General features: G+C 61.1%; 22 protein-coding genes. 10 read left to right on the forward strand and 12 right to left on the reverse strand.

What is annotated here, in order from left to right; all coding sequences use genetic code 11:
- Positions 1-95 precede the first annotated feature (95 nt).
- Entirely contained in the window at positions 96-443 is a 348-nt protein-coding gene (locus AB8B29_RS13980; RefSeq protein ID WP_034483120.1) for a hypothetical protein, read from the reverse strand.
- A 241-nt stretch (positions 444-684) separates the two neighbouring features.
- Between AB8B29_RS13980 and AB8B29_RS13985 the strand changes: the two genes are divergently transcribed.
- The 4 genes from AB8B29_RS13985 to AB8B29_RS14000 all read left to right on the forward strand — a co-directional run bounded on the left by AB8B29_RS13985 (position 685) and on the right by AB8B29_RS14000 (position 4,774).
- On the forward strand, positions 685-1,845 hold the full coding sequence (locus tag AB8B29_RS13985) for a four-carbon acid sugar kinase family protein (protein WP_113119067.1): 1,161 nt from the start codon (positions 685-687) through the stop codon (positions 1,843-1,845).
- Entirely contained in the window at positions 1,842-2,858 is a 1,017-nt protein-coding gene (pdxA, locus tag AB8B29_RS13990; protein ID WP_113119068.1) for a 4-hydroxythreonine-4-phosphate dehydrogenase PdxA, read from the forward strand. The genes AB8B29_RS13985 and pdxA overlap by 4 nt, the downstream gene beginning before the upstream one ends.
- A gap of 312 nt (positions 2,859-3,170) precedes the next feature.
- Entirely contained in the window at positions 3,171-3,644 is a 474-nt protein-coding gene (locus AB8B29_RS13995) for a VOC family protein (protein WP_113119069.1), read from the forward strand.
- A 380-nt stretch (positions 3,645-4,024) separates the two neighbouring features.
- A complete protein-coding gene (locus AB8B29_RS14000; protein ID WP_439006579.1) occupies positions 4,025-4,774 on the forward strand; it encodes a metallophosphoesterase family protein in 750 nt (249 codons plus the stop codon).
- A gap of 69 nt (positions 4,775-4,843) precedes the next feature.
- Here the strand turns inward: AB8B29_RS14000 and AB8B29_RS14005 are convergent, their stop codons facing one another.
- The 5 genes from AB8B29_RS14005 to AB8B29_RS14025 all read right to left on the reverse strand — a co-directional run bounded on the left by AB8B29_RS14005 (position 4,844) and on the right by AB8B29_RS14025 (position 11,099).
- Positions 4,844-7,996 (reverse strand): efflux RND transporter permease subunit, encoded by a 3,153-nt coding sequence (locus AB8B29_RS14005; protein WP_162740636.1) that lies wholly within the window; start codon positions 7,994-7,996, stop codon positions 4,844-4,846.
- Between the two features lie 20 nt (positions 7,997-8,016).
- A complete protein-coding gene (locus AB8B29_RS14010) occupies positions 8,017-9,171 on the reverse strand; it encodes an efflux RND transporter periplasmic adaptor subunit (RefSeq protein WP_047555121.1) in 1,155 nt (384 codons plus the stop codon).
- Positions 9,172-9,232: 61 nt separating this feature from the next.
- Positions 9,233-9,841: a TetR family transcriptional regulator gene (locus AB8B29_RS14015; protein ID WP_113119155.1), complete on the reverse strand. Its 609-nt coding sequence runs from the start codon at positions 9,839-9,841 to the stop codon at positions 9,233-9,235.
- Between the two features lie 231 nt (positions 9,842-10,072).
- Positions 10,073-10,552 carry a hypothetical protein gene (locus AB8B29_RS14020; RefSeq protein ID WP_113119071.1) on the reverse strand — a complete coding sequence of 160 codons (480 nt, stop codon included), beginning with the start codon at positions 10,550-10,552 and terminating at the stop codon, positions 10,073-10,075.
- A gap of 115 nt (positions 10,553-10,667) precedes the next feature.
- Positions 10,668-11,099: an OsmC family protein gene (locus AB8B29_RS14025; RefSeq protein WP_034483104.1), complete on the reverse strand. Its 432-nt coding sequence runs from the start codon at positions 11,097-11,099 to the stop codon at positions 10,668-10,670.
- A 375-nt stretch (positions 11,100-11,474) separates the two neighbouring features.
- Between AB8B29_RS14025 and AB8B29_RS14030 the strand changes: the two genes are divergently transcribed.
- Together AB8B29_RS14030 and dgoD are read left to right on the forward strand one after the other, a co-directional pair.
- Positions 11,475-12,269, forward strand: a complete 795-nt coding sequence (locus AB8B29_RS14030) for a FadR/GntR family transcriptional regulator (protein WP_037200034.1) — start codon at positions 11,475-11,477, stop codon at positions 12,267-12,269.
- A gap of 31 nt (positions 12,270-12,300) precedes the next feature.
- The gene (gene dgoD / locus AB8B29_RS14035) at positions 12,301-13,449 is read left to right on the forward strand and encodes a galactonate dehydratase (RefSeq protein ID WP_037200032.1); all 1,149 of its coding nucleotides are present in this window, start codon (positions 12,301-12,303) and stop codon (positions 13,447-13,449) included.
- 324 nt (positions 13,450-13,773) lie between these two features.
- On the opposite strand, the gene AB8B29_RS14040 is transcribed toward dgoD, so the two are convergent.
- From AB8B29_RS14040 to AB8B29_RS14065, 6 genes are all read right to left on the reverse strand, one after another.
- Positions 13,774-14,490, reverse strand: a complete 717-nt coding sequence (locus AB8B29_RS14040) for a Bax inhibitor-1/YccA family protein (protein ID WP_037200031.1) — start codon at positions 14,488-14,490, stop codon at positions 13,774-13,776.
- Positions 14,491-14,512: 22 nt separating this feature from the next.
- Positions 14,513-15,283 carry an anti-sigma factor family protein gene (locus AB8B29_RS14045; protein ID WP_037200028.1) on the reverse strand — a complete coding sequence of 257 codons (771 nt, stop codon included), beginning with the start codon at positions 15,281-15,283 and terminating at the stop codon, positions 14,513-14,515.
- Entirely contained in the window at positions 15,270-15,809 is a 540-nt protein-coding gene (locus AB8B29_RS14050; protein ID WP_037200026.1) for a sigma-70 family RNA polymerase sigma factor, read from the reverse strand. The genes AB8B29_RS14045 and AB8B29_RS14050 overlap by 14 nt, the downstream gene beginning before the upstream one ends.
- Before the next feature lie 64 nt (positions 15,810-15,873).
- Positions 15,874-16,797 carry a bestrophin family protein gene (locus tag AB8B29_RS14055; RefSeq protein WP_113119072.1) on the reverse strand — a complete coding sequence of 308 codons (924 nt, stop codon included), beginning with the start codon at positions 16,795-16,797 and terminating at the stop codon, positions 15,874-15,876.
- A 132-nt stretch (positions 16,798-16,929) separates the two neighbouring features.
- Complete coding sequence (gene msrA, locus AB8B29_RS14060; protein ID WP_113119073.1) at positions 16,930-17,682, reverse strand: peptide-methionine (S)-S-oxide reductase MsrA; 753 nt, start codon at positions 17,680-17,682, stop codon at positions 16,930-16,932.
- 121 nt (positions 17,683-17,803) lie between these two features.
- Positions 17,804-18,013 (reverse strand): SlyX family protein, encoded by a 210-nt coding sequence (locus tag AB8B29_RS14065; RefSeq protein ID WP_037200023.1) that lies wholly within the window; start codon positions 18,011-18,013, stop codon positions 17,804-17,806.
- Between the two features lie 235 nt (positions 18,014-18,248).
- Between AB8B29_RS14065 and AB8B29_RS14070 the strand changes: the two genes are divergently transcribed.
- Genes AB8B29_RS14070 through AB8B29_RS14085 form a run of 4 tightly spaced genes read left to right on the forward strand, consistent with a single transcriptional unit; the run spans position 18,249 to position 21,994 of the window.
- On the forward strand, positions 18,249-19,085 hold the full coding sequence (locus AB8B29_RS14070; RefSeq protein WP_113119074.1) for a metallophosphoesterase family protein: 837 nt from the start codon (positions 18,249-18,251) through the stop codon (positions 19,083-19,085).
- Positions 19,082-20,245 (forward strand): ABC transporter ATP-binding protein, encoded by a 1,164-nt coding sequence (locus AB8B29_RS14075; RefSeq protein ID WP_047640772.1) that lies wholly within the window; start codon positions 19,082-19,084, stop codon positions 20,243-20,245. Before AB8B29_RS14070 ends, AB8B29_RS14075 begins: the two co-directional genes overlap by 4 nt.
- On the forward strand, positions 20,238-21,161 hold the full coding sequence (locus AB8B29_RS14080; RefSeq protein ID WP_113119075.1) for a carbohydrate ABC transporter permease: 924 nt from the start codon (positions 20,238-20,240) through the stop codon (positions 21,159-21,161). The genes AB8B29_RS14075 and AB8B29_RS14080 overlap by 8 nt, the downstream gene beginning before the upstream one ends.
- Positions 21,158-21,994 carry a carbohydrate ABC transporter permease gene (locus AB8B29_RS14085; protein WP_439006580.1) on the forward strand — a complete coding sequence of 279 codons (837 nt, stop codon included), beginning with the start codon at positions 21,158-21,160 and terminating at the stop codon, positions 21,992-21,994. Before AB8B29_RS14080 ends, AB8B29_RS14085 begins: the two co-directional genes overlap by 4 nt.
- Positions 21,995-22,007 lie beyond the last annotated feature (13 nt).

The following is a 22,007-nucleotide window of genomic DNA, read 5'->3' on the forward strand; positions in this document are numbered from 1 at the left end:
TTCCAGGAAAAGTGCTGAGCGGTTTTCCGTCCGCAATTGCGTCAAGACAGCCGGCAAGGGCGGCAGGGGTTTCGCCGCCGCCCCTTCCCTGCCCGTCAGACCTTTTCCGTCTTCTTGACCTTCACCTTCGGCTCGACCGGCGCATCGGGCGTCGGGGCCAGCAGCTTTCTGAGCGAGGCGATCTTGTCCTTCACCAGCGGACGGAAGCGGGTGGCGCGATAGGGCATATCGTCGGCGCCATAGCCTTCGGGGCCGTCGTCATTGCCGCGATGGATCTCCTCGAGCTTCACGCCAATGAAGGTGCCGTCGACATAATGCGTATATTCGCCGACCCAGCGGATCGTGTAGATTGTGCCCTTGCGGATCAATTGGTCGATGCTGACATGCTTGAACTTGTCATCGATACAGACGACCTTCTGGCCCACATGGAAATCGTAGCTCACTATGCTCTCCTTGAAGCGACAAGGAACCTATAACCCTATCGCCAGGGCACGACCATAGCCGCATATCGGCTTCAGAGTAAACGTGGCGAATGGCGCGACCCGATCAATGCAACGGTGACAAAGCAACCCGTTGACAAGCCTCATGGAAGGCTGAAGATTGCGCTTCGCTCGAGCAGCCGTAAGGCCTTGCTTTCATGCCCACATCCGATACCCGCAAAGCCCGCTGAAGGCTCCCTCCATCATGCCCACCCTCCGCCTCCTTGCTGACGATCTCACCGGCGCGCTCGATACGGCGGTGGAATTCGTCGGCTTGTGCGGGCCGATCGAGGTGCGGCACGGGGATGCACTTCCGGCGAAACTCCCCGATGGTTTTGCGATCGATACCGGCACCCGCGAGAAATCGGCGGCCGAAGCAGCCGCGATCGTTGGCGGGCTTGCGCCGCTGCTGAAGGGCGCGGATATCGCCTTCAAGAAGGTGGATAGCCTGTTTCGCGGCCCCTGGGCTGCGGAACTGGCGGCCTGTTTCCGGCTCGGGCACTGGCGACATTGCATCCTCGCCCCAGCTTTTCCGCATCATGGGCGACATACCCGGGGCGGACGGCAGGTGCTCTTTGCCGGCAACGAGACATGGCGCGATGTCAGCGGCGATCTGGTTGCGCAGCTGAGGGCCGAGGGATTGCCGGCCTTCAACACTACACTGAGCCAAAACCGTGTCGATGCCGAAGAACATAAACCTGTTCCAGATGGCATCCATGTTTTCGACGCCCATTCGGATAGCGATCTGGACGCCGTCATCTCGTGGATATCAGCGCGAGTGCGAGGGCCGGTTCTGTGGTCCGGCACCGGTGGGCTGGCGCAGGCGCTGGCACGGAATGGCAATTTGGGAATGCACCCCGCACCGTCCGTGCCCGTTTCACGCAGACTGCAAAGACCGGTGATAGGCCTCTTCGGCTCCGATCAACCGATCACGCTGGCGCAGCTTCAGGCCTGCGGTCCCTATTGGCTGAAGCTTACGGAAGGCGCGGGCGCTGACGTGGTCGATGCGCGCCTCCACCAAGGCGGCATCGCAATGGTCAGCGTCGATCTGCCGGCGGGGCTCGAACGAGACGACGCGGCAAAGCGGATCGAGACCACTCTCGGCGGCATTGCCAAGGCTCTGCCCGCGCCGGCCACATTGATCGTCGCCGGCGGCGAAACCCTGCGGAACCTTTGCACTGCCCTCGGCGTCACCGCTCTCAAGCTCACCGGCCAGGCCGCGCCGGGCTTGCCCTGCTCCACGATCATCGGCGGCCCCTGGGAAGGGGTGTCCGTGATTTCAAAGTCCGGCGCCTTTGGCGGCCCGACCCTGTGGCGCGATCTATTGAATGAAAACGCATTGATCGTCGGAGGAGAAGAGCCATGACGCGGCATTTGGCAATCACAATGGGTGACCCCGCCGGCATCGGCCCGGAGATCATCCTCAAGGCCGCAGCCCGCCTGAAGGACCGGCTTGAATCAGGTAAGTTAAAACTTACAATCATCGGCAGCGGCCCTTCCCTTCACCTGGCAGAACAGCAGCTTGGCCTCGACATCAAAATTCCTGAGACACAGATGGATGGCGACTGGCCGAACCTCTGCTTCATCCAGGCCGATGTCGAGGGCGAGCCGATCCTGCCCGGCCAGCTTTCCGCCGATGGCGGCCGCATGGCCTTCAAGGCGATCGAGAAGGGCGTTCAGCTCGCCATGGCCGGAAAAGTCGGCGGCATCGTCACCGCGCCGCTCAACAAGGAGGCGCTGAACAAGGCCGGCTTCCACTATGCCGGCCATACCGAGCTTTTGGCCGAGCTCACCGGCGCGCGTGGCTCGGTGATGATGCTCGCCCACGGCAACATGCGCGTCAGCCACGTCACCACCCATGTCGCACTGGAGGATGTGCCGAAGCGCCTGACGCCTGAGCGGCTGCGCCTCGTCATCGACCTCACCGACAAGGCGCTCAAGCATCTCGGCATCGCCAGGCCGAAGATTGCGGTTGCGGCGCTCAATCCGCATGCCGGCGAAGGCGGCCTCTTCGGCCGTCAGGATATCGATATTTCCGCGCCCACCATCGCCACGGCCGTTGCCGATGGCCTCGATATCGTCGGTCCCGTCCCCGGCGACACCGTCTTCGTCAAGCTGCGCGCCGGCCAGTATGATGCCGTCATCGCCATGTATCACGACCAGGGGCATATCCCGGTCAAGCTACTGGGCTTCGAGATCGATCCGGCAACCGGCAAATGGTTGGATCTTTCCGGCGTCAACATCACCCTCGGCCTGCCGATCGTCCGCACCTCCGTCGACCACGGCACCGCCTTCGACATCGCCGGCAAGGGGATTGCCAACGAGCGCAGCCTGATCGAGGCGATCGAGTTTGCCGAGAGGTTGGCGACGGGCGGTTGAATTGGTTGTCGTATCGGCCAAATGCCTCTCTCGTGTGCCGCGCGTCTGTCGCTTTCGCGACATCTTCCCCATGTGGGCAGGGCAATTGCATATGGAGCATGCCGATGCCGTAAGCTCCTTCTTCCCTCGGGGAGAAGGGGGATAATGCGCCCTCCGCAAATTCCACGGTCGATATTGGCAACAACAACCCCACCTGCCCGCATCGCCTTGAAAAGCATTTTTTGAAACTCTCCTTGTCGGCATCCCGCTCTTTCAAACGTCCTTTGGCCGCCTGGCTAGAACCGAGACCCATCCAGGAGAGGAGATCACCCGATGTCAAAAATTGCACCGTGCCTGTGGTTCGCACACGAAGCCGAGGAGGCTGCGAAATTCTACGTCTCGCTGTTTCCGGATTCGCGGATCGACCATGTGCAGAAAAACCTCGTCGACACACCGGCGGGCAAGGCCGATCAGGTTCTGGTCGTCAGCTTTACGCTTGCCGGCCAGCGCTTCATGGCGTTGAACGGCGGCACCCGCTTCGAATTCACCCATGCGATCTCGCTGGAGGTGGATTGCACCGATCAGGCCGAAGTCGACCGGCTCTGGGACGGGCTCGCCCAAGGCGGCGCAATCGAGCAATGCGGCTGGCTCAGGGATCGCTATGGCGTCTCCTGGCAGATCGTGCCGACGGTGCTTAGCAAGCTCCTGGCCGATCCTGATCCGGCCAAGGCCGCGCGCGTCATGCAGGCGCTGATGCAGATGGTCAAGCTCGACGTTGCCAGGCTGCAAGCGGCATATCATGGGTAGTGCGAAAAAGTCTCGAACCTGAAGCTCCCGGTCACCATCTCTAGGAACCGCAGCGCACGCGGCGACCGGGAGAAACCCTTGTTCGTCACGCATCCCGTCGCAAAACGCTCCACCGCGCCAGCCGCCAACAGCCGCACCGGTCAGATTGACACGTAGCCGCGCCGATCGGCTTCCGTCTCTTAACCGTAGCAACCTCAGCGCAAGCATCATCCGCTGACGCAGCTTGCGCAGGGCCACCGGCTGGAATACGGTCGCGCCATCGCCTAAGCAGGCGGAATTATTGACATATCCTCAAAGAAATCATGCCGTCACGCCAGCGCTTGCGGATGTCGACCATGCGGCTATTTTATCGACTTTTCGGCGGGAGAACGGCGAAGGTCATGGAACAGCCCCAGCGTGCGCGCATCAGCCTTCCCGCACAGGACTATGCAGCCATCTATGCGTTGAGCGACATCCATGGATGCCATGACGCGTTGCTCGAAGCCGAGAAGCGCATCGTCGAGGATGCGAGCGCCATTCCCGGCCGGAAGCTCCTGATGTTCCTCGGCGACTATGTCGATCGCGGCCCGCGATCGAGCGACGTGCTGCAGCATCTTTGCGAACCGCCGCCATCGGGCTTCGATCGCTACGCTCTCCTCGGCAATCACGACGACGTCTTCCTGAAATTCCTGGATGATCCCGGCAACAACAATGATTGGCTGTCCTTTGGCGCCGGCCCGACGCTCGCCTCCTATGGCGTCGACGCGAAACATCTGCTGCGGGAAGAAGGCAAGAGCATCGAAGAGTTCGGCGAAATCGTCCGGCAGGCCGTTCCGCAAGCCCATATCGAGTTGCTGCGCTCGCTGCCGGTCGCCGTGACAGTGGGTTCCGTCATCTTCGTCCATGCCGGCATCCGGCCCGGCATACCGCTTGCCGAACAGACCGACGAAGAGCTGATCTGGATCCGCGAGCCTTTCCTCTTCGAAGGCCCGCGATTGCCGGTGCTGGTCGTCCATGGGCATACCCCGGCACCACGTCCGGTTTTCGGCATCGGCCGCATCGGTATCGACACCGCCGTTTCCATGGGCGGGGACCTCACCGTCCTCAAGATCGCCGACAACAGGCAGACGATCCTGACGCCGAGCTTTTGAGCGATCATATCGCCGAAATAAAAAAGGCCGCGGCATAGACCGAGGCCCCTTTGGTTTTATCCGCGCCTGCTATTCCGCAGCAATGGCCGGTGGCAGATGATCGACGGCGTCGTTGCTCTCCTCCTGCTTGGCCGCTGGCTCCGCCGACTTGTTCTTCGGCTCGCGGCCGAAGAACAGGGCATAGCCTGCAGGCAGCACGAAGATGGTCAGCACGGTCGCAACCAGGATGCCGCCCATCATGGCGTAGGCGAGCGGACCCCAGAAGACGCCGCGCGAGATCGGGATCAGCGCGAGCACCGCCGTCAGTGCCGTCAGCATGATCGGCCGGAAACGACGTACGGCAGAGCCGATGATCGCCTCCTTCCGGTCCATGCCCGCCGCGATATCCTGGTCGATCTGGTCGACGAGGATAATCGAGTTGCGGATGATGATGCCGAGCAGCGCGATGACGCCGAGGATCGCCACGAAGCCAAAGGGCGCGCCGCTGATCAGTAGGGCTGCTGCCGCACCGATGATGCCGAGCGGGCCGGTGGCCAGCACCAGCATCGCCTTGCCGAAGTGCTGCAGCTGAACCATCAGCAACACGACGATGATGACGAGCATGATCGGCGCCTTGGCAGCGATCGAGGCCTGGCTTTCGGCGCTGTCTTCGGCCCCGCCCTGGATCTCGATCTTGTAGCCGGCCGGCAGACTGTTTCTGAGATCCGCCATGCCGTTATAGAGCGCGGCGGTCACGTCGTTCGACTGCACATTGTCGGGCAATGTCGCCCGCACGGTGATGGTCGGCAGGCGGTCGCGACGCCATTCGATGCTCTGCTCCATCACGGGCACGACCTTGGCGACCTGCGATAGCGGCACGAACCCGCCGGTATCAGTCGGGATATAGACGGAGTTGACCGATGTCAGCAGATGACGGCTGGCGTCCGGCTCTCGGGCGACGATCCCGACAGTTTCCTCGCCTTCGCGGTAGTTGTCGAGCGTGAAGCCGGACATCGAGGCCTGCAGTATCTGGCGGATGCGCTGCGAGGTGACGCCGAGCGCGCGGGCGCGATCCTGATCGATGACCAGCTTCATGGCCGGCACCGGCTCAAGCCAATCGTCGTGGATGGCGCCGAGCAGCGGATTCTGGGAGAAGCGCTGCTTCACCTCGTCGGCAATGTGGCGAACCTCCTGCCGATCCGGACCCATGACGCGCAGCTGCACCGGCCAGCCTGTGGGCGGACCGAGGAACAGGCGGTCGACCTTGCTGCGGACGGACGGGAAGTCCGCCGCGAGGATGGAACGCAGCTTGGTGATCAGCCGCTCGCGTGCCGGTTCGTCCTTGGCCATGACAAGCATCTGGGCATAGTTCGGGTTGGTGAGCTGCTGATCGAGCGGCAGGAAGAAGCGCGGCGCGCCCTGGCCGACATAGGTGGCGATGAAACGCTTGTCCGGATCATCGGCCATGCGCGATTCGAGCGCCTGCGCCTGCCGTTCCACTTCCTTGATGCTGGTTCCCTCGGGCAGCCACAAATCCACCAGGATCTCTGGACGTGACGATTGCGGGAAGAAGTTCTGCGGAATGAACTGGAAGGACCAGAGGCTGCCGACGAAGGCGGCAAGCGTCACAAGCAGCACGATGATGCGATGGCGCACGGCCCAGGAGACTGACGACCGAAGGCGACGATAGAAGCGCGTGTCGAAGACATCGTGATGCTCGCCGGCATGATGGCGCTGCTTGAGGATCATGTAGCCAAGCCATGGCGTGAAATAGACGGCGACGAACCAGGACACCACGAGCGCGATGCCGACGACATAGAAGAGCGTGCGGACATATTCGCCCGCCGTCGATGCCGCAAAGCCCACCGGAATGAAGCCGGCCGTGGTGATCAGCGTACCGGTCAGCATCGGGAAGGCGGTAGAAGAATAGGCGAAGCTGGCCGCATCGAGCTTTACCAGCCCCTCCTCGAGCTTGCGCTCCATAAGCTCGACCACGATCATGGCGTCGTCGACCAACAGGCCGAGCGCGATGATGAGCGCGCCGAGCGAGATGCGCTGCAGGTCGATGCCGAGCTCGTACATGATGGCAAAGGTCGCGGCCAGCACCAGCGGAATGGCGATGGCGATCACGAGGCCGGAACGCCAGCCGATCGACACGAACGAGACGATCAGCACGATGACAAGCGCCTCGCCGAGCGCATGCATGAACTCGCTGATGGCGTCGGTAACGACCTCAGGCTGGTTGGCGATCTGGTCGACCTGAACGCCGACCGGCAGCGAAGCCTCGAAGCGCTTATAGGTTTCCTCCACGGACGCACCGACATCGGTCACCTTGTAGCCGTTGGCCATGACCACACCGAGCTGCACGCTCGCGTGGCCATTGTAGAGGAATTTGGCAGTGTAGGGATCCTGCAGCCCGGCTGTGACGGTAGCGATATCGCCGAGGCGGGTCACCTGGCCGCCAGCGGTCAGGCGCAGATTCTTGATGTCCTCGATCCTGTTGACATCGCCTTCGACCGAGATGCGCACGGAGCGCGTGCTGGTATCGACGTTGCCGGCCGGATCGACGTTGTTCTGGCCGACGACGGCGTTCTTCAGGTCGTTGAGCGTCAGTCCGCGCTCGGCCAACACCTTGGAGGAAACATCGATATAGATCTGCTCCGCCTGGTCGCCGATGATGGTGGCCTTCTCGACGCCGGGCGTGGAAAGCAGCATGTCGCGCGCCTGGATCGCGAATTTCTTCAGTTCCGGATAGGTGAAGCCATCGCCGCTGATCGAATGCAGCGTAATGAAGGTATCGCCGAATTCATCGTTGAAATAGGGACCCAGCAGGCCGGATGGCAGCTCGTTGCTGATATCGCCGACCTTCTTGCGGATCTGGTAGAAGGCGTCCTTCACCTGTGCGGTGTTGGTGTCACCCTTGATCTGGACGGTGGTGATGGCAAAGCCGGCGCGGGTATAGGATTTGACCCAATCGAGATGCGGCGTTTCCTGCAGCTTGCGCTCGATCTTGTTGACCACCTGGTCTTCCATGTCCTGCAGGGAGGCACCGGGCCAGACGGTCTGCACGACCATGACGCGGAAGGTGAAATCCGGATCTTCCTTCTGACCCATATGGGTCAGGCCCAGCGCACCGGCGATGATGATGAGACCGAACAGGAACCGCGCAATGCTCGGATGGCCGATCGCCCAGCGCGACAGGTTGAAAGGCTTCTTCTCGCCGGAAGTGTTGTTGATGGACATGGTTTCGCCCCTCGATCCCTTTAGCGCACGATATCCGCCGCCGAAGCGGCATGGGTATCGGCGGCGGCCTGCTGAGCTGAAGCGGCCGAAAGCTTGACCTTCATATTCTCGGTCATGAACTGCGTACCGGCCGCGACCACGACATCGCCGGCCCGGAGGCCATCGGCAACGCGGACGCCGTCATCGGCGAAATCCGCAACCTTGACAGCTCGGGAATGCACGATGCCGGCACTACGGTCGACGAGCCAGACGATCTGCTGCCCATTCCTTTGCGCAAGGGCGCTCAGAGGAATGGAAACATAGGGCTGAGTATTGTCGGCCTGCGCCTCGATCGTCGCCGTCATGCCGAGGAGCACACGCGGATCGTTCGGCAGACTCACGCGCACCGCAAACGTGCGCGATTGCGTATCGGCACTGCCAGCCACCTCGCGCACCTTGCCGTCAAGCACCAGCGCATCATCGGACCAGAAGCGCGCCTTGACATCCTTGCCGACCTTGAACTGCGCGATATCCATTTCCGGCACGGCGATCAGCACTTCCTTCTCGCCGTCGACGGCGACGGTGATAACCGGTGTGCCGGAGCTGACCACCTGACCGACATCGGCATTGATTGTGGTGACGATGCCGTTCATATCCGACGTCAGGTCGCTGTAGGCGACCTGGTTTTTCGCCTCGGCCAGCGCCGACACAGCGGAATCGCGCGTCGAGACGGCCTGATCATAGGAAAGCTCGGCCTGTTCGAGCTGCGATTTCGAGCCGACGCTCTTGTCGAAGAGCAGTTGGGCGCGGTTGCGGGCAAGCTCGGTCGTCTGCACCTGCTTTTCCGCCGAATCCAGATCCGCCTGCGAGCGGCGCACCGCCAGAACGTAATCGGTGGCGTCGATGCGGGCGAGCACGTCGCCAGGCTTGACCTTCTCGCCGATGTCAACCTTGCGCTCGACGATCTTGCCGTTGACGCGGAAGCCGAGGTTCATATCCGTCCGTGCCTTGACAGAGCCGGAATAGTCGAGCTTGCGCGTCGTATCCGCCTGGGCGATCTCGACCACTTTCACCGGCCGGATCACTTCAGCCGTCTCTTCCTTCTTCTCATTGCAGCCCGAAAGTGCGAGCCCCAAGGCGGCAAATAAAGCAGCGCCGGCAACGGTCCGTAGGGTGGTGGTTGTCAGCGAAACCATGTCGCTCTCCTAAAGTCGAACAAAGAGTGGGAGCGCGCCGGCCAATGCGGTGCGCGGAGTGTTATTTCTTCAAGGCTCTGATGGCGAATTCGATAAGATCCTCGGGCTTGGCCTGGTATGTCTTGCCGAGGCATTGTGCGACCATCTGCGGATGACAGAGATCGACGGTCGCCGAAGCGAAGCACCTGGCCGCGATAACCGGATCCTGCTCGACGAACTCGCCGGCGGCTATGCCTTCGGCGATGATCTCGGCAACCAGATCCTGAATACGAACGATGTGCTTCTCGATGACATGCCATGCGCTCTCGATGGCGATGACAACCATCTCATGAACCTTCTGCTCATCGAGCATGGTCTCCAGCGTCATCTTGTACTGGCCCATCGCGTAGGCCCGTAGTCGATCGGATGCGCTGATCGGCTGATTGCGGATATTGAGGGCCATCAGGTAACTTTGTTCGAGCATACGCCCGCAGAGAGCCTGATGAATCTCGCCCTTGGAGGCGAAGAACCGGTAGATATTCGCCGTCGACATGCCGAGATCGCGAGCAATGTCGGCAACGGTCGTCTTGCTGTAACCATAGTGGCGAAACAGCTTTTCGGCGGCAACGAGAATTCGCGCGATGTTTTCCTGACGCGCAGGATCGGCGCTGATATCGGGAAGATCGAGCATGAGCATAACCTGATGATTTACGAGTGACGATTTTCAATTTTCGTCACTCGTAAATCATCAGAGCGCCGATGTCAAGAAAGCCGCCCACAACTGCAGGCAGCTTTCAGATGCTATTGAATAAACCGAGAATGCGCCGGACAACTTGAAACAAGAGTTAAATCATCGACAACGCGCCTGGCGGAACGGAGTCGAAAGTGTCCGACATTTTGTCGCGGAACGATCGACGCGTGATCAGGCGCCCAAAAGCGCCGGGCGGAAGCGACGGATGCTCAAAAAGCCGACAAGCACGCACACGACCAAGAGCGCCGCCTGGGCCGCAAGTATCGGCGGCTCGTTGCCATTGGGCGCCAGTGCATTGAGCACAGGTATCTTCTGGAACGATTGGACGATCAGCACGAGACAGTTGAAAAAGAGAAGCACCATGGCCCCGATGATGAAGACGGGACGCCAGATGCCTGCAAGATGAAAGCTGTAGCGCGCCAGCGCGGTCGGTATGAAAATGAGAACGCAGAGACTGGCGACGATGATTGCCGGCGTGACAGTGTGAAACGGAAACAGAAAACCCGTCAAACTGGTAAGAATGGTCGTGACCATATAGACCAGCGTCGATCGCTCGTGACGATTGGCCGTGAGAAAACCAGAGGCAACGACAATGCCGCTGACGATGGCAATCAAACTTATGACGACGTGAATTAAGAGAATTCCAGACATTCGCCCCTCCGTTGAGTATTGCATTTCGTGAAAATGACAGCCCAATGCGCGAATGCGGAATATACATGAAACGCGCCGCGCGAACCAGCGCGGCGCTAAGCCGTGAAATGGCCGCTTAGGCGGCGTGGACTTCCAACGAAATCGGAACGGAGGCGAGTGCCTTCGAAACCGGGCAACCGGCCTTGGCCTTATTGGCAAGCTCGGTGAAAGTGGCTTCATCGGCGCCTGGAATCTTGCCCGTCAGCGTCAGATGGATCGCGGTAATGGCAAAACCGCCTTCGACGCTTTCAAGCGTCACCTTGGCCGTCGTTTCCATGCTCTCGGCGGTGAAACCGGCCTCGTTGAGGATCAGCGACAGGGCCATGGTGAAGCAACCGGCATGCGCAGCCCCGATCAGCTCTTCCGGATTGGTGCCGGCAACGCCTTCGAAACGGCTGGCGAAACCGTAAGGGTAGTGATTGAGCGCGCCGCTCTGCGTCGAGATCTGGCCTTTGCCATCCTTCAAACCGCCGGCCCATTGAGCCGAACCTGTACGATTGATCTGCATGTCGTCCTCCTTATCGTTGAAATGAGCTTTGGGAGCGGAATCGCCGCCTCCCCGCAATGACCGACGGCAAACGGCATTCACGCCATCCGCCCGGACACCATAGTCCTTCTATCCGTCGAAGACGACGCCGCCGTAACAAGAGCGGCGTCGTCTTCGACAAAGCGCGGCACAGCGGATTGTTCCCACCGACAATCGCGCAAGGTTTCCAAATCATCATACAATATTATTGCCAATGTATGATGATTGGCGTATCTTGGCTTCGACGCGAAGGGTGCACGAAACGCAGGCCGGATGTCGGCCGCATGAAAGCCCCGCGCATGTCCCTCGTCGCGAGAGGTTTACGGGGCAACATGCGACAGGTGTGGAGGAGATAGGGTGGATTCGCTTGAAGGACAGGAGCACGGCGCGTCAGCCCAGCCCGAGCGCCGTCCGCGCGTCCGCAGGAACGTAACAGCGTCGATCGCCGAAGACATTTGCTCCGAACGCTATCCCTCGGGCTCGACCCTGCCGCGCGAAAACGATCTGTGCGGTATGTTCGGTGTGAGCCGTACGGTCATCCGCGAATCCTTGAAAGTGCTGGAATCGAAGGGCCTCGTGCGCGGCAAGCCACGCGTCGGCACCACCGTCTGCGACAAGGACGATTGGAACATCCTCGATCAGGACGTGCTGGAGTGGATGGGGCCTCATATCGCCGAATTCGATATTCTCGGATCCATCTTGGAGGCGCGCCGCACCATCGAGCCCGCCGCCGCCGAATATGCGGCGGAACGAGCCACCGCCCAGGAGATTGCCGACCTCGACCATGCGTGGCGGCAGATGCGCGATAGCGCCAATGATCCGGAAAGTTTCACCGAGGCCGATGTAGCCTTTCACAAGGTGCTGCTGAGCGCCAGCCACAACCAGGTGTTCCGTCGCCTGTCGAGCGCCATGCATGCCGGCCTCAAATACGCGCTTCATGCCTCGAATGTCGCCGCCCACAGCCGCGACGAGGCGATCACGGTCCATGGCGAATTGGTGGAGGCGCTGCGACTGCGCAACGGCGCCGCCGCCCGGAATTGCGCCCATCGCATGCTCGATCTCGCCGCCCGCGATCTTGCCGTCGAACGACGGTTGGACGATGGCCGGAGAATGAAACCAGAAACCCCGAAATCCGCGGCTGCAGACCGCTGATATCATCCAAAGCCGAAATGGAATCATACCCATGAAGATCACGAAACTGACCACGTATATTGTACCGCCGCGCTGGATGTTCCTGAAGATCGAGACCGACGAGGGCATTGTCGGCTGGGGCGAGCCTGTCGTGGAAGGCCGGGCGCTGACCGTGCAGGCAGCCGTGCATGAACTGGAAGACTATCTGATCGGCAAGGATCCCTTCCTGATCGAGGACCACTGGAACGTCATGTACCGCGCCGGCTTCTATCGCGGTGGCGCTGTCCACATGTCGGCGATTGCCGGCATCGACCAGGCGCTCTGGGACATCAAGGGCAAGGCGCTCGGACAGCCGATCCATTCGCTGCTCGGCGGCCAGGTGCGCGACAAGATCAAGGTCTATTCCTGGATCGGCGGCGACCGCCCCTCCGACGTCGCCAACAATGCGAAGGAGGTCGTCGCCCGCGGCTTCAAGGCGATCAAGCTCAACGGCTGCGAGGAGATGCAGATCGTCGACACCTACGACAAGGTGGAAAAGGCAGTCGAGACCATCGCCACCATCCGCGAGGCGATCGGTCCCTATATCGGCATCGGCGTCGACTTCCACGGCCGCGTCCATCGGCCGATGGCCAAGGTACTGGCCAAGGAGCTGGAGCCCTACAAGCTGCTGTTCATCGAGGAGCCCGTTCTCTCTGAAAACCGCGAAGCGCTGAAGGAAATCGCCAATCATTGCTCGACGCCGATCGCGCTCGGCGAGCGGCTCTTTTCACGCTGGGACTTCAAATCAGTGCTGTCGGACGGCTATGTCGACATTCTCCAGCCCGACCTCTCTCATGCCGGCGGCATCACCGAATGCCGCAAGATCGCTGCCATGGCAGAAGCCTATGACGTGGCGCTGGCGCCGCATTGCCCGCTCGGTCCGATCGCGCTTGCCGCCTGCCTGCAGGTCGATGCCGTCAGCTACAATGCCTTCATCCAGGAACAGAGCCTCGGCATCCACTACAACAAGGGCAACGACATCCTCGACTATATCTCCAACAAGGAAGTGTTCCACTATGCCGACGGCTTCGTCTCGATCCCGCAGGGACCGGGTCTCGGCATCGAGGTGGACGAGGCCTATGTCATCGAGCGTGCCAAGGAAGGCCATCGCTGGCGCAACCCGGTCTGGCGTCACGAGGACGGCAGCGTCGCCGAGTGGTAGGATCACAGTCCTTTCCTGACGGACGAAGGACCTCATATCCGCAATAACTAAGGGCCTGATGGCAGCAGATTTGCGCCATCAGGCCCTTTCTTTAGACGGTGCTCTCTTAGCCCGGCACCTTTCCCCTTTGCCGCGCTGCGGCGAAAATGGCTGCGAACTCGGTTTGCCACTCTCAAAAAAGTTGCGCCTGCAGTATCGGCGCAGATACTGCAGGCGCGTCATGCGTCTCAACAAGCCCCCAGGGAGACGCATTACCGGAGCATGATCACCAAAAGGGTGGAGTGCCTTTCGGATCCGACCATGCCCAAGCGGGCAATTTCAAACCTATTCCCGTTCACCGGTGAGATTCAGCAGCAGCTGAAAGATGTTGACGAAGTTCAGGTAGAGCGACAGGGCACCGAAGACGGCGAGCTTCTGCTGCGATTCCTGATCATGGTTCTCGGCATACTGTTCCTTGATGTTCTGCGTGTCCCAGGCGGTCAGGCCGACGAAGACGACGATACCGATCACCGAGATGGCGAACTGCAGCGCGCTCGAACCCAGGAAGATATTGACGACGCTGGCGATGATCACGCCGAACAGACCCATCATCAGGAACGAGCCGATGTTGGCAAGATCACGCTTGGTCGTATAGCCGTAGAGGCTGGTCGCACCGAACATGGTTGCGGCGATGAAGAAGGTGCGCGCGATGCTCGTGCCGGTGAAGACCAGGAAGACCGAGGCCAGCGACAGGCCCATGACCGCACAGAATGCCCAGAACATCATCTGCGCCGTGCTTGCCGACATGGTCTGGATGCGGAAAGAGAAGAAGAACACGAAAGCGAGCGGCGCCAGCATGACGACCCACTTCAGCGGCGTCTGAAAGATCGGCACGTAGAGGGCCGGCGTCGTACCGACGACCATCGCGACGATACCCGTCAGCACGAGGCCGATACCCATGTAATTGTAGACGCGCAGCATATGCCGGCGCAAACCCTCGTCGAAGAGCGCCTGCGAGCCGGCGGCGGCTCCGTAGCCGTATCGCGGATTGGTCGGGTTCATGGTCGTTCTCCTTTAATTCAAACTAGTACAGGCTGCGGGCGAGCTTTTCGGCATCGCCGTCGAGCTGAGCCGCCTGGCCATCGCCGATCAGCGCATAGGCGACTTCACCGATCTGCCAATAGGCAGTCTGGACGTCGTCACGCTTGATGTGACTGACCTCCTTGACGGCGAAATTCCCCGGGCGAACGGCGAAAAGTGACAAATGTCCGTCCCTGCCGGCATCAACGGTCATTTCGACGCTCGGACCGAATTCGGACGGATAGATCTGGGCATCGGTGACGCGCCAGTCGCCCGGCAGCTCCGGCAGGACGATCGCCGTCGATGCGCGGATTTCTTCCGGATTGTAGTTCGCGGCCGCCGATTGCGGCTTGATTTGTTCCCGCACGGCAGTCGTCTTGTAGGCGCGCACCGCGTCATCGATGAAAGCCGGCGGCCGTGAGGATGCGTTGACCTCGCTCGCGGTAAATGCGCCGAAGGACGTATGCGCCACCCAGCCGGTCGCCACCAATACGGCAACGGCGGCCACGCGCTGGAAAGATGCCAGCATGCGCCCATAGACCAGTCCGCGCTCCAGCCGCCGGGCGGCCTCGCGGGTCTCTGCCCTGAGCACATGGCTCTCACCGGCCAGCGCCATGCGCAGCTCGCCACGGATGCTCATATCCGCCATGACCTTGGCGGCGATCTCGGGATGCTCCGACAGATAGGATTCGACCTCGACACGGCGCGCGACCGGCAGCTCGCCATCGACATAGGCGTCGAGATCGGTATCGATGATCGGATCAACCGTTTTCATTGCCGCCTCCCTCGATAAGCCTGAGATGTGAAACCTTGGAGGTAGCCTCCTCGAAATTGCGCAGGCTCGCCCGGGCCCTTGAGATGCGGGACATCAGCGTGCCGACAGGAATGCCAAGCGCGGACGCCGCTTCCTGATAGGAAAGGTCTTCGATCGCCACGAGATGCAGCGCTTCGCGCTGTTCCTCAGGCAGACTGAAAAAGGCCTCGCGCACCTGGCTCAGGCGGACCGTATGGTCCTGCGACGCCGGTAGCGCCACCTCAAGCTCGGCGGCCGCCTCTTCGTGGCGACGATTCAGCGATTTCTTCTGACGCAGGCGGTCGATATGCACATTGTGCAGGATCGACAGCAACCAGGTCCGCAGGTTGCCGCCACGACGGAAGGACGCCTTGCGCTCGTATGCCTTGACCAGCGCGTCATGCACCAGATCTTCGGCCTCGTCCGCATTGCGCACGAGCGAGCGGGCATAACGTCTCAGCGAACCGAGCTGCCCCAAAACATCGAATGTGCGTCCTTTGCGATCCATACACCTATATACGGAAGCGCTCCGGATTCTATTCCATCGCTTTGCGAAATTTTTTGCTGACGGCCTACATCAGCACGAAATCCTGGGGCTGCGGCAGCGGCGGCAGATCGGTTTCGCCAAGCGCCTCGCGCAGATTGATCTCGATCGTATCGGCAAGGGCGCCGATGGCGAGTGCATTGGGGCGATTGCCGAAAGGATCTTCCAGCTCATCACCCAGCGCATCGAGCCCGAAGAAAGTATAAGCGATGAGAGCCGTTACGAAGGGCGAACCCCAGCCGAGCGTATCGACGAAGCCGAAGGGCAGCAGGAAGCAGAAGAGATAGGCGGTGCGATGCAAAAGCAGCGTATAGCCGAACGGCAGCGGCGTATTGCGAAGGCGCTCGCAGGCGGCCTGCGCCGCACCCATCTGGCCGACGCTGATATCCAGCATCTGATATTGGATATCCGAAATCGCGCCCTTCGCCTTCAGACGTGCAAGATCGGCTGAGATCAGGCGCAGGATGAGATTCGGCCGGTTCTGCGCTGCGCGATAGAACTCGGCCTCGCTCGATGTCAGAAGGCGCAACACTTTGCTGTCGTCGCTACCCGATCGCAAAAGGCAGACCAGCGCCTGCGCAAAAGCCATGGTCAGACGCAGCAGGGTCTTCCGCGCCTCGATACCAGCCTCACCTTCCGCTTCAAGGATCAATGTCTGACGGGCAAAGCCGCGGGCGACATAGACAAGCTGACCCCAGTCGCGCCGACCCTCCCACCAGCGGTCGTAGGCGGCATTGTTGCGAAAGCCGAGGAAAATCGAAAGCGCGATGCCGAGCAGGGAAAGCGACGATCCGTTGAAGGACACGACCAGATTCGGCCGCTCCTCATGTCCCCAGACGATCAAAGCCGACAGCAGGAAGATGGCGACGATCTGCGGCAGGATTCGCAGGACGATCGAACCGCGAACAATGAAGAAAAGCTGGAAGAGATTCGGCCGGTCGCGGACGATCATGACGAAACGCACTCTCGATATATGTCTGGTGTCAGGCAGCAATACACCAGACGAGCCGCGAGTAACGAGCTTTTCTTGCAAGGCGGCCGTGACCGGCGATCATCGCTCGCCGGTCACACGATCAAGTGCTGGTCAGTTCGCGCTGGCACTTGCCGTCACCAGAACCGGGTCAGCGCGATAATCCTTGGGAAAGAGATGCTGCAGATTCTTGATCTTCGGCATGTCGTTGATGACGATATAGGGATAGTCGGGATGCGTCGTCAGGAAATCCTGATGATAGCTCTCGGCGGCATAGAATTGCCTAGATGGCTCGATGCGGGTGACGATCGCGGCGTCGAACACCTTGGCGTGATTGAGCTGATCGATATAGGCGCGCGCAATATCGGCCTGTTCCTGACTGCTCGGGAAGATCGCCGAACGATACTGCGTGCCGCTGTCCGGTCCCTGATAATTCAGCTCCGTCGGATCATGCGCGACCGAGAAATAGATCTGCAGCAGATGTCCGTAGCTGACCTTGTGCGGATCGAAAACGACGCGCACGGATTCGGCATGGCCGGTATCGCCGGTGCTCACCATTTCGTAATGCGCCCCATCCTTGCCGCCGCCGGCATAGCCTGACGTGGCGCTGATCACGCCGTTGACATGCTGGAACACGCCCTGCACGCCCCAGAAGCAGCCGCCGGCAAGCACGACCGTCTCCGTGCTGGCGGAACCAGCCTTCTCGTCCATGCTTGGCGCGGGAATGACGCGCGCGTCCTCTGCCGAAGCGCGGCCGACAAATTGCAGCGCCATACCGCCGACGAGCACCGCCGCGACCGTGAGGCCGGCGAAACGGGCGACACGCGCTGAGCGAATGCGGATCATGTCCGTCGATAAAGTCTTCATGACGATCTCCTCTCGACCGCGATTGTAAACGCTCCGGTCACAAGGAGATACGGGAAGACGGAGCCTTTTGTTACACACGCCCGCGTGAAACACCGAAACGTGAATGATCCAGCCGAACTGATCAGTAGTGCGGCGGCTTGGTGATCGCTGGCGCGTCGAGCGACTGCTCCTCCAGCATCAGAAACCGCTCCGCGAGCCGATCGAGCTTGTGCCTGGTCTGCTCGACCACCTTCCATTGCTCCGCAATCTGGTCGGACAGTTCCTCGATGATCTTCGCCTGGTAGGCAACCGTCTCCTCGAGTGTCGTGATTCGGCTCTGCTCGTCTGACATGTCCAATCCCCTTCGGCAGCGATCTATATCACCGAACCCATCACGTACAGGTCACAATTCGCCACAAGGCCAGTGATGACGTTGTTTGACGGTGATGTGACAAAACTGAAAAACATGTGAAAAGACCCGTTACTCAACTGACATGGGGGCCTTCTAAAGAGTGCGCAGAGACGCGCCTGTTTTGAAGGGAATCCCCTCGCTGGCGCATTGCTTCTGAAGACTCCGGAGACGCGCCTTGAAGATCATCCAGATCACCGACACCCATTTGAGCCCAACCAAGCCGCATTTCAACGGCAATTGGGAGCCGCTGGCAAAATGGATCGAGGCGAGCGGCGCCGATCTTATCGTCCACACCGGCGATCTCAGCGTCGACGGCGCCGACAAGGACGAAGACCTTACCTTTTCCATGGACCTGATGCGCCAGGTCTCCGTGCCGATGCTGATCGTGCCCGGCAATCATGATGTCGGCCACCTGCCGAGATCGTATCAGCCCGTCAACCCGGAACGGCTGGAGCGCTGGCGCCGCCTCGTCGGCCCGGATTACTGGGCGAAGGACGTCGACAATTGGCGGCTGATCGGGCTCAACAGCCTGCTGATGGGCTTCGAGGATGCCGAGGAGAACAAGCAGTTCGAATGGCTGCAGGAGAAGCTCGAAAGCCGTGATGGTCGCCGCGTCGCCCTCTTCGCCCACAAGCCGCTCTTCGTCGACGCACCCGACGAAGGCGATACCGGCTATTGGAGCGTACGTCCGGCGCAGCGCCGCCGACTGTATGATCTGATAGCAGCCCACGACGTCGCCCTGCTCGGCAGCGGTCACCTGCACTGGACCTGGGAAGGCCGCTTTAACGATACGGCCCTCGTCTGGGCACCACCCGCCGCCTTCATCCTCGACAAGATGGAACGCGAAATGCCCGGCGAACGACTGATCGGCGCAGCAATCCATGAACTCGGCGAGAGCGTATCGACCGAGATCGTCGCAGTATCGGGCATGACCGCCTACTTCCTCGATGATGTCGTCATGGAGGTCTATCCGCAGGCCGCCCCGAAGCTTCAGAAGGAGGCGACCGAATGAGCGCCCTTTCACTTCGCGGCATCGCCAAATCCTTCGGCGGCAACGCCATCCTTAAAGGTGTCGATCTCGACGTCGAACCAGGCGAATTCATCGCCCTCGTCGGTCCTTCCGGCTGCGGCAAGAGCACGCTGCTGCGCATCCTGGCAGGCCTTGAGCATGCCGACAGCGGCAAGATCGTTCTTGGCGGCACCGACGTCTCCGGCGTCGCAGCGGCCGACCGCAACATCGCCATGGTCTTCCAGTCCTACGCGCTCTACCCGCATCTGACCGCATCTGAAAACATCGCCGTGCCGCTTGCCATGCGCCGCCTGACCCGCGTCCAGCGCCTGCCCTTTATCGGCTCGCTGATCCCCGGCCAGCGTAGCACCCGCCGCGCTATCATCCGCGACGTCCGCGAAATGGCCGTTTCGCTGAAGATCGACCATCTGCTCGACCGCAAGCCCGGTCAGATGTCCGGCGGCCAGCGCCAGCGCGTGGCGCTTGCCCGCGCCATGGTGCGCCGCCCCAGCGTCTTCCTGATGGACGAGCCGCTTTCCAATCTCGATGCCAATCTGCGCGTCCATGCCCGCGGCGAGATCGTCGATCTGCATCGCCGTGCCGGCGTGCCGACTGTCTATGTCACGCACGACCAGGCCGAGGCACTTTCCATGGCCGACCGCGTCGCCGTGATGATCGGCGGGCAGTTGCTGCAGCTGGCCTCGCCGCAGGTGATCTATGACGATCCGAGCCATGTCGAAGTCGCCCGTTTCGTCGGCCAGCCGCGCATCAACCTGCTGCCGGCGCTCGCCGAAAACGGCTTCGTCGCCTTCGGCGGCCTCCGGCTCGCACTCGAAGACGGCAGCTTTGCCGGCAAGAATGTAACGCTCGGCATCCGGCCGGAATTCGTGAGCCTCACGCAGGGACGGCAGGATGCGCTTGCCGCCCATATCGAGCGCATGGAATTCCTCGGCTCCGAGGTCATTCTCTATGCCAAGCTCGATGCCATCGGCGAAACGATGATCGTCAAGCGTACACCCGCAGAGGCCGCGGGGCTCTCCGCCGGCATGCCCGTGGCGCTGACGCTTGCCCCGGAACAGGCCATGGTCTTCGCCGAGGACGGACGCCGCCTGCGCACCGTTCCCGCGACCGTCGACACCGCCAGGGAGAAGGCGCATGGCTAGCATTGCCGCCACTTCCCTGCCGATTCGGACGGCGGCGGCGCGCGAACGCAGCGAAGCCCGCACCGCCCTCCTCTTCGCGCTGCCAGCCATCATCCTGATCGTGCTGTTCATCCTGGTGCCGATCGTTGCCGTCGTCGTCCTCGGCTTCACGGATTTCCAGCTCGGCGACAAGAGCCTGCGCTTCGTCGCCTTCGAGAACTACGCGCATCTGCTGAAGGATCGCGCCTTTATGAAGTCGCTCTGGAACACGACGGTCTATACGGCCATCGTCGCTCCCATCTCGATCGTGCTCGGCCTCGGCGTCGCGCTGCTGATCGAAAGCGAAGGCATCGGCCGCAGCTTTTTCCGCACAGCCTACTTCCTGCCCGTGGCTTCGCTGATCGTCGCGATGGCGACCGTCTGGCAGTACCTCTTCCATCCCACAATCGGCCCGATCAACGCTCTTCTCGCCGAGATCGGGGTGCGCGGCCCGAACTGGCTCGGCTCTTCGGCAACCGCCCTCTACAGCCTGTCGATCATCGGCGTCTGGCAGTCGGTCGGCTTCAACATGGTGCTGTTTCTCGCCGGTCTCACAGCCATCCCGCGTGAACTTTATGCCGCAGCCGAAGTGGATGGCGCGAAATCGGCGTGGGACCGCTTCTGGCTCGTCACCTGGCCGATGCTCGGACCGACCACGCTTTTCGTCACGACCATCAGCATCATCAACGCGGTCAAGGTTTTCGACACCGTCAAGGCGCTGACCGAGGGCGGCCCGAACCATGCCTCGGAGGTGCTGCTCTTCACCATCTACCAGGAAGGCTTCGTCTACCTCAGGGTCGGCTATGCCTCGGCGATGACGACGGTCTTTCTCGCCATTCTCGTCGTACTGACCTTCCTGCAATATCGCGTCCAAGACCGGCAGGTGCATTACACATGAACTCGACAGGCTTCACTCCCGGCCGCATCCTGCGCCTCTCCTTGCTGATCCTCGGCTCGCTCGTCTTTCTTGCGCCCTACATTTTCATGATCTCGACCGCCGGCAAGGCGCAGGACGACATCTTCACCTCGGCGCTGCGGCTGATCCCGACGCATTTCTTCTATATCGAGAATGTCGCCAAGGCGCTGAGCAAGGTTGATATGGGCAGGCTGCTGTTCAACGGCGTCCTCGTCTGCGGCCTGATCTTCTTCTTCCAGGTGCTGATCGCCATTCCCTGCGCCTATGCGATGGCGAAACTGAAATTCCCGGCGGCACGCATGATGATGGTGCTGGTCATGCTCGGCCTGCTGATCCCGATCCACGCGACCGCGCTGCCGCTCTATGTCGGCTTCAACAGCCTGTCGCTGCTGAACAGCTATACCGCTTTGGTCGCGCCCTTCTCGATCTCGGTCTTCGCGATCTTCATGTTCCTGCAGTTCTTCCGCGCCATGCCTGATGATCTCATCCACGCCGCCCGCCTCGATGGCATGTCGGAACTCGGCATCGTCGCCCGCGTCATCGTGCCGAATGCCTGGCCGGCGGTAACAGCCTTCGCGATCTTCTCGGTCGTCGCGCACTGGAACGACCTCTACTGGCCGCTGATCGTCATCAGCAAGCAGGACTACGCCACGCCGCCGCTGGGCCTCATGTATTTCCGCGCCGCCGAAGCCGGCGACGACTACGGCGCACTCATGGCAGCAACCCTGATCATCACCCTTCCCCTCGTCGTCGCATTCCTGCTTGCACAGAAGCGTTTCGTCGAGGGCATCACCATGACCGGTCTCAAAGGCTGACCGGTTCGAAACA

The sequence above is a fragment of the Rhizobium sp. 11_C7_N12_5 genome, from assembly GCF_051811145.1.
Lineage (GTDB): Bacteria > Pseudomonadota > Alphaproteobacteria > Rhizobiales > Rhizobiaceae > Rhizobium > Rhizobium lusitanum.

Excerpts from the sequence above, each read along its gene's own strand:
- AB8B29_RS13995 (WP_113119069.1), top strand. The coding sequence starts at position 3,171 with ATGTCAAAAATTGCACCGTGCCTGTGGTTCGCACACGAAGCCGAGGAG.
- AB8B29_RS14045 (WP_037200028.1), bottom strand. The coding sequence starts at position 15,283 with ATGAAAACGGTTGATCCGATCATCGATACCGATCTCGACGCCTATGTC.
- AB8B29_RS14050 (WP_037200026.1), bottom strand. The coding sequence starts at position 15,809 with ATGGATCGCAAAGGACGCACATTCGATGTTTTGGGGCAGCTCGGTTCG.
- AB8B29_RS14005 (WP_162740636.1), bottom strand. The coding sequence starts at position 7,996 with ATGTCCATCAACAACACTTCCGGCGAGAAGAAGCCTTTCAACCTGTCG.
- AB8B29_RS14000 (WP_439006579.1), top strand. The coding sequence starts at position 4,025 with ATGGAACAGCCCCAGCGTGCGCGCATCAGCCTTCCCGCACAGGACTAT.
- pdxA (WP_113119068.1), top strand. The coding sequence starts at position 1,842 with ATGACGCGGCATTTGGCAATCACAATGGGTGACCCCGCCGGCATCGGC.
- AB8B29_RS14055 (WP_113119072.1), bottom strand. The coding sequence starts at position 16,797 with ATGATCGTCCGCGACCGGCCGAATCTCTTCCAGCTTTTCTTCATTGTT.
- AB8B29_RS14025 (WP_034483104.1), bottom strand. The coding sequence starts at position 11,099 with ATGCAGATCAATCGTACAGGTTCGGCTCAATGGGCCGGCGGTTTGAAG.
- AB8B29_RS14040 (WP_037200031.1), bottom strand. The coding sequence starts at position 14,490 with ATGAACCCGACCAATCCGCGATACGGCTACGGAGCCGCCGCCGGCTCG.
- AB8B29_RS14065 (WP_037200023.1), bottom strand. The coding sequence starts at position 18,013 with ATGTCAGACGAGCAGAGCCGAATCACGACACTCGAGGAGACGGTTGCC.
- AB8B29_RS14015 (WP_113119155.1), bottom strand. The coding sequence starts at position 9,841 with ATGCTCGATCTTCCCGATATCAGCGCCGATCCTGCGCGTCAGGAAAAC.
- dgoD (WP_037200032.1), top strand. The coding sequence starts at position 12,301 with ATGAAGATCACGAAACTGACCACGTATATTGTACCGCCGCGCTGGATG.
- AB8B29_RS14085 (WP_439006580.1), top strand. The coding sequence starts at position 21,158 with ATGAACTCGACAGGCTTCACTCCCGGCCGCATCCTGCGCCTCTCCTTG.
- AB8B29_RS14075 (WP_047640772.1), top strand. The coding sequence starts at position 19,082 with ATGAGCGCCCTTTCACTTCGCGGCATCGCCAAATCCTTCGGCGGCAAC.
- AB8B29_RS13985 (WP_113119067.1), top strand. The coding sequence starts at position 685 with ATGCCCACCCTCCGCCTCCTTGCTGACGATCTCACCGGCGCGCTCGAT.
- AB8B29_RS14010 (WP_047555121.1), bottom strand. The coding sequence starts at position 9,171 with ATGGTTTCGCTGACAACCACCACCCTACGGACCGTTGCCGGCGCTGCT.
- msrA (WP_113119073.1), bottom strand. The coding sequence starts at position 17,682 with ATGAAGACTTTATCGACGGACATGATCCGCATTCGCTCAGCGCGTGTC.
- AB8B29_RS14020 (WP_113119071.1), bottom strand. The coding sequence starts at position 10,552 with ATGTCTGGAATTCTCTTAATTCACGTCGTCATAAGTTTGATTGCCATC.
- AB8B29_RS14080 (WP_113119075.1), top strand. The coding sequence starts at position 20,238 with ATGGCTAGCATTGCCGCCACTTCCCTGCCGATTCGGACGGCGGCGGCG.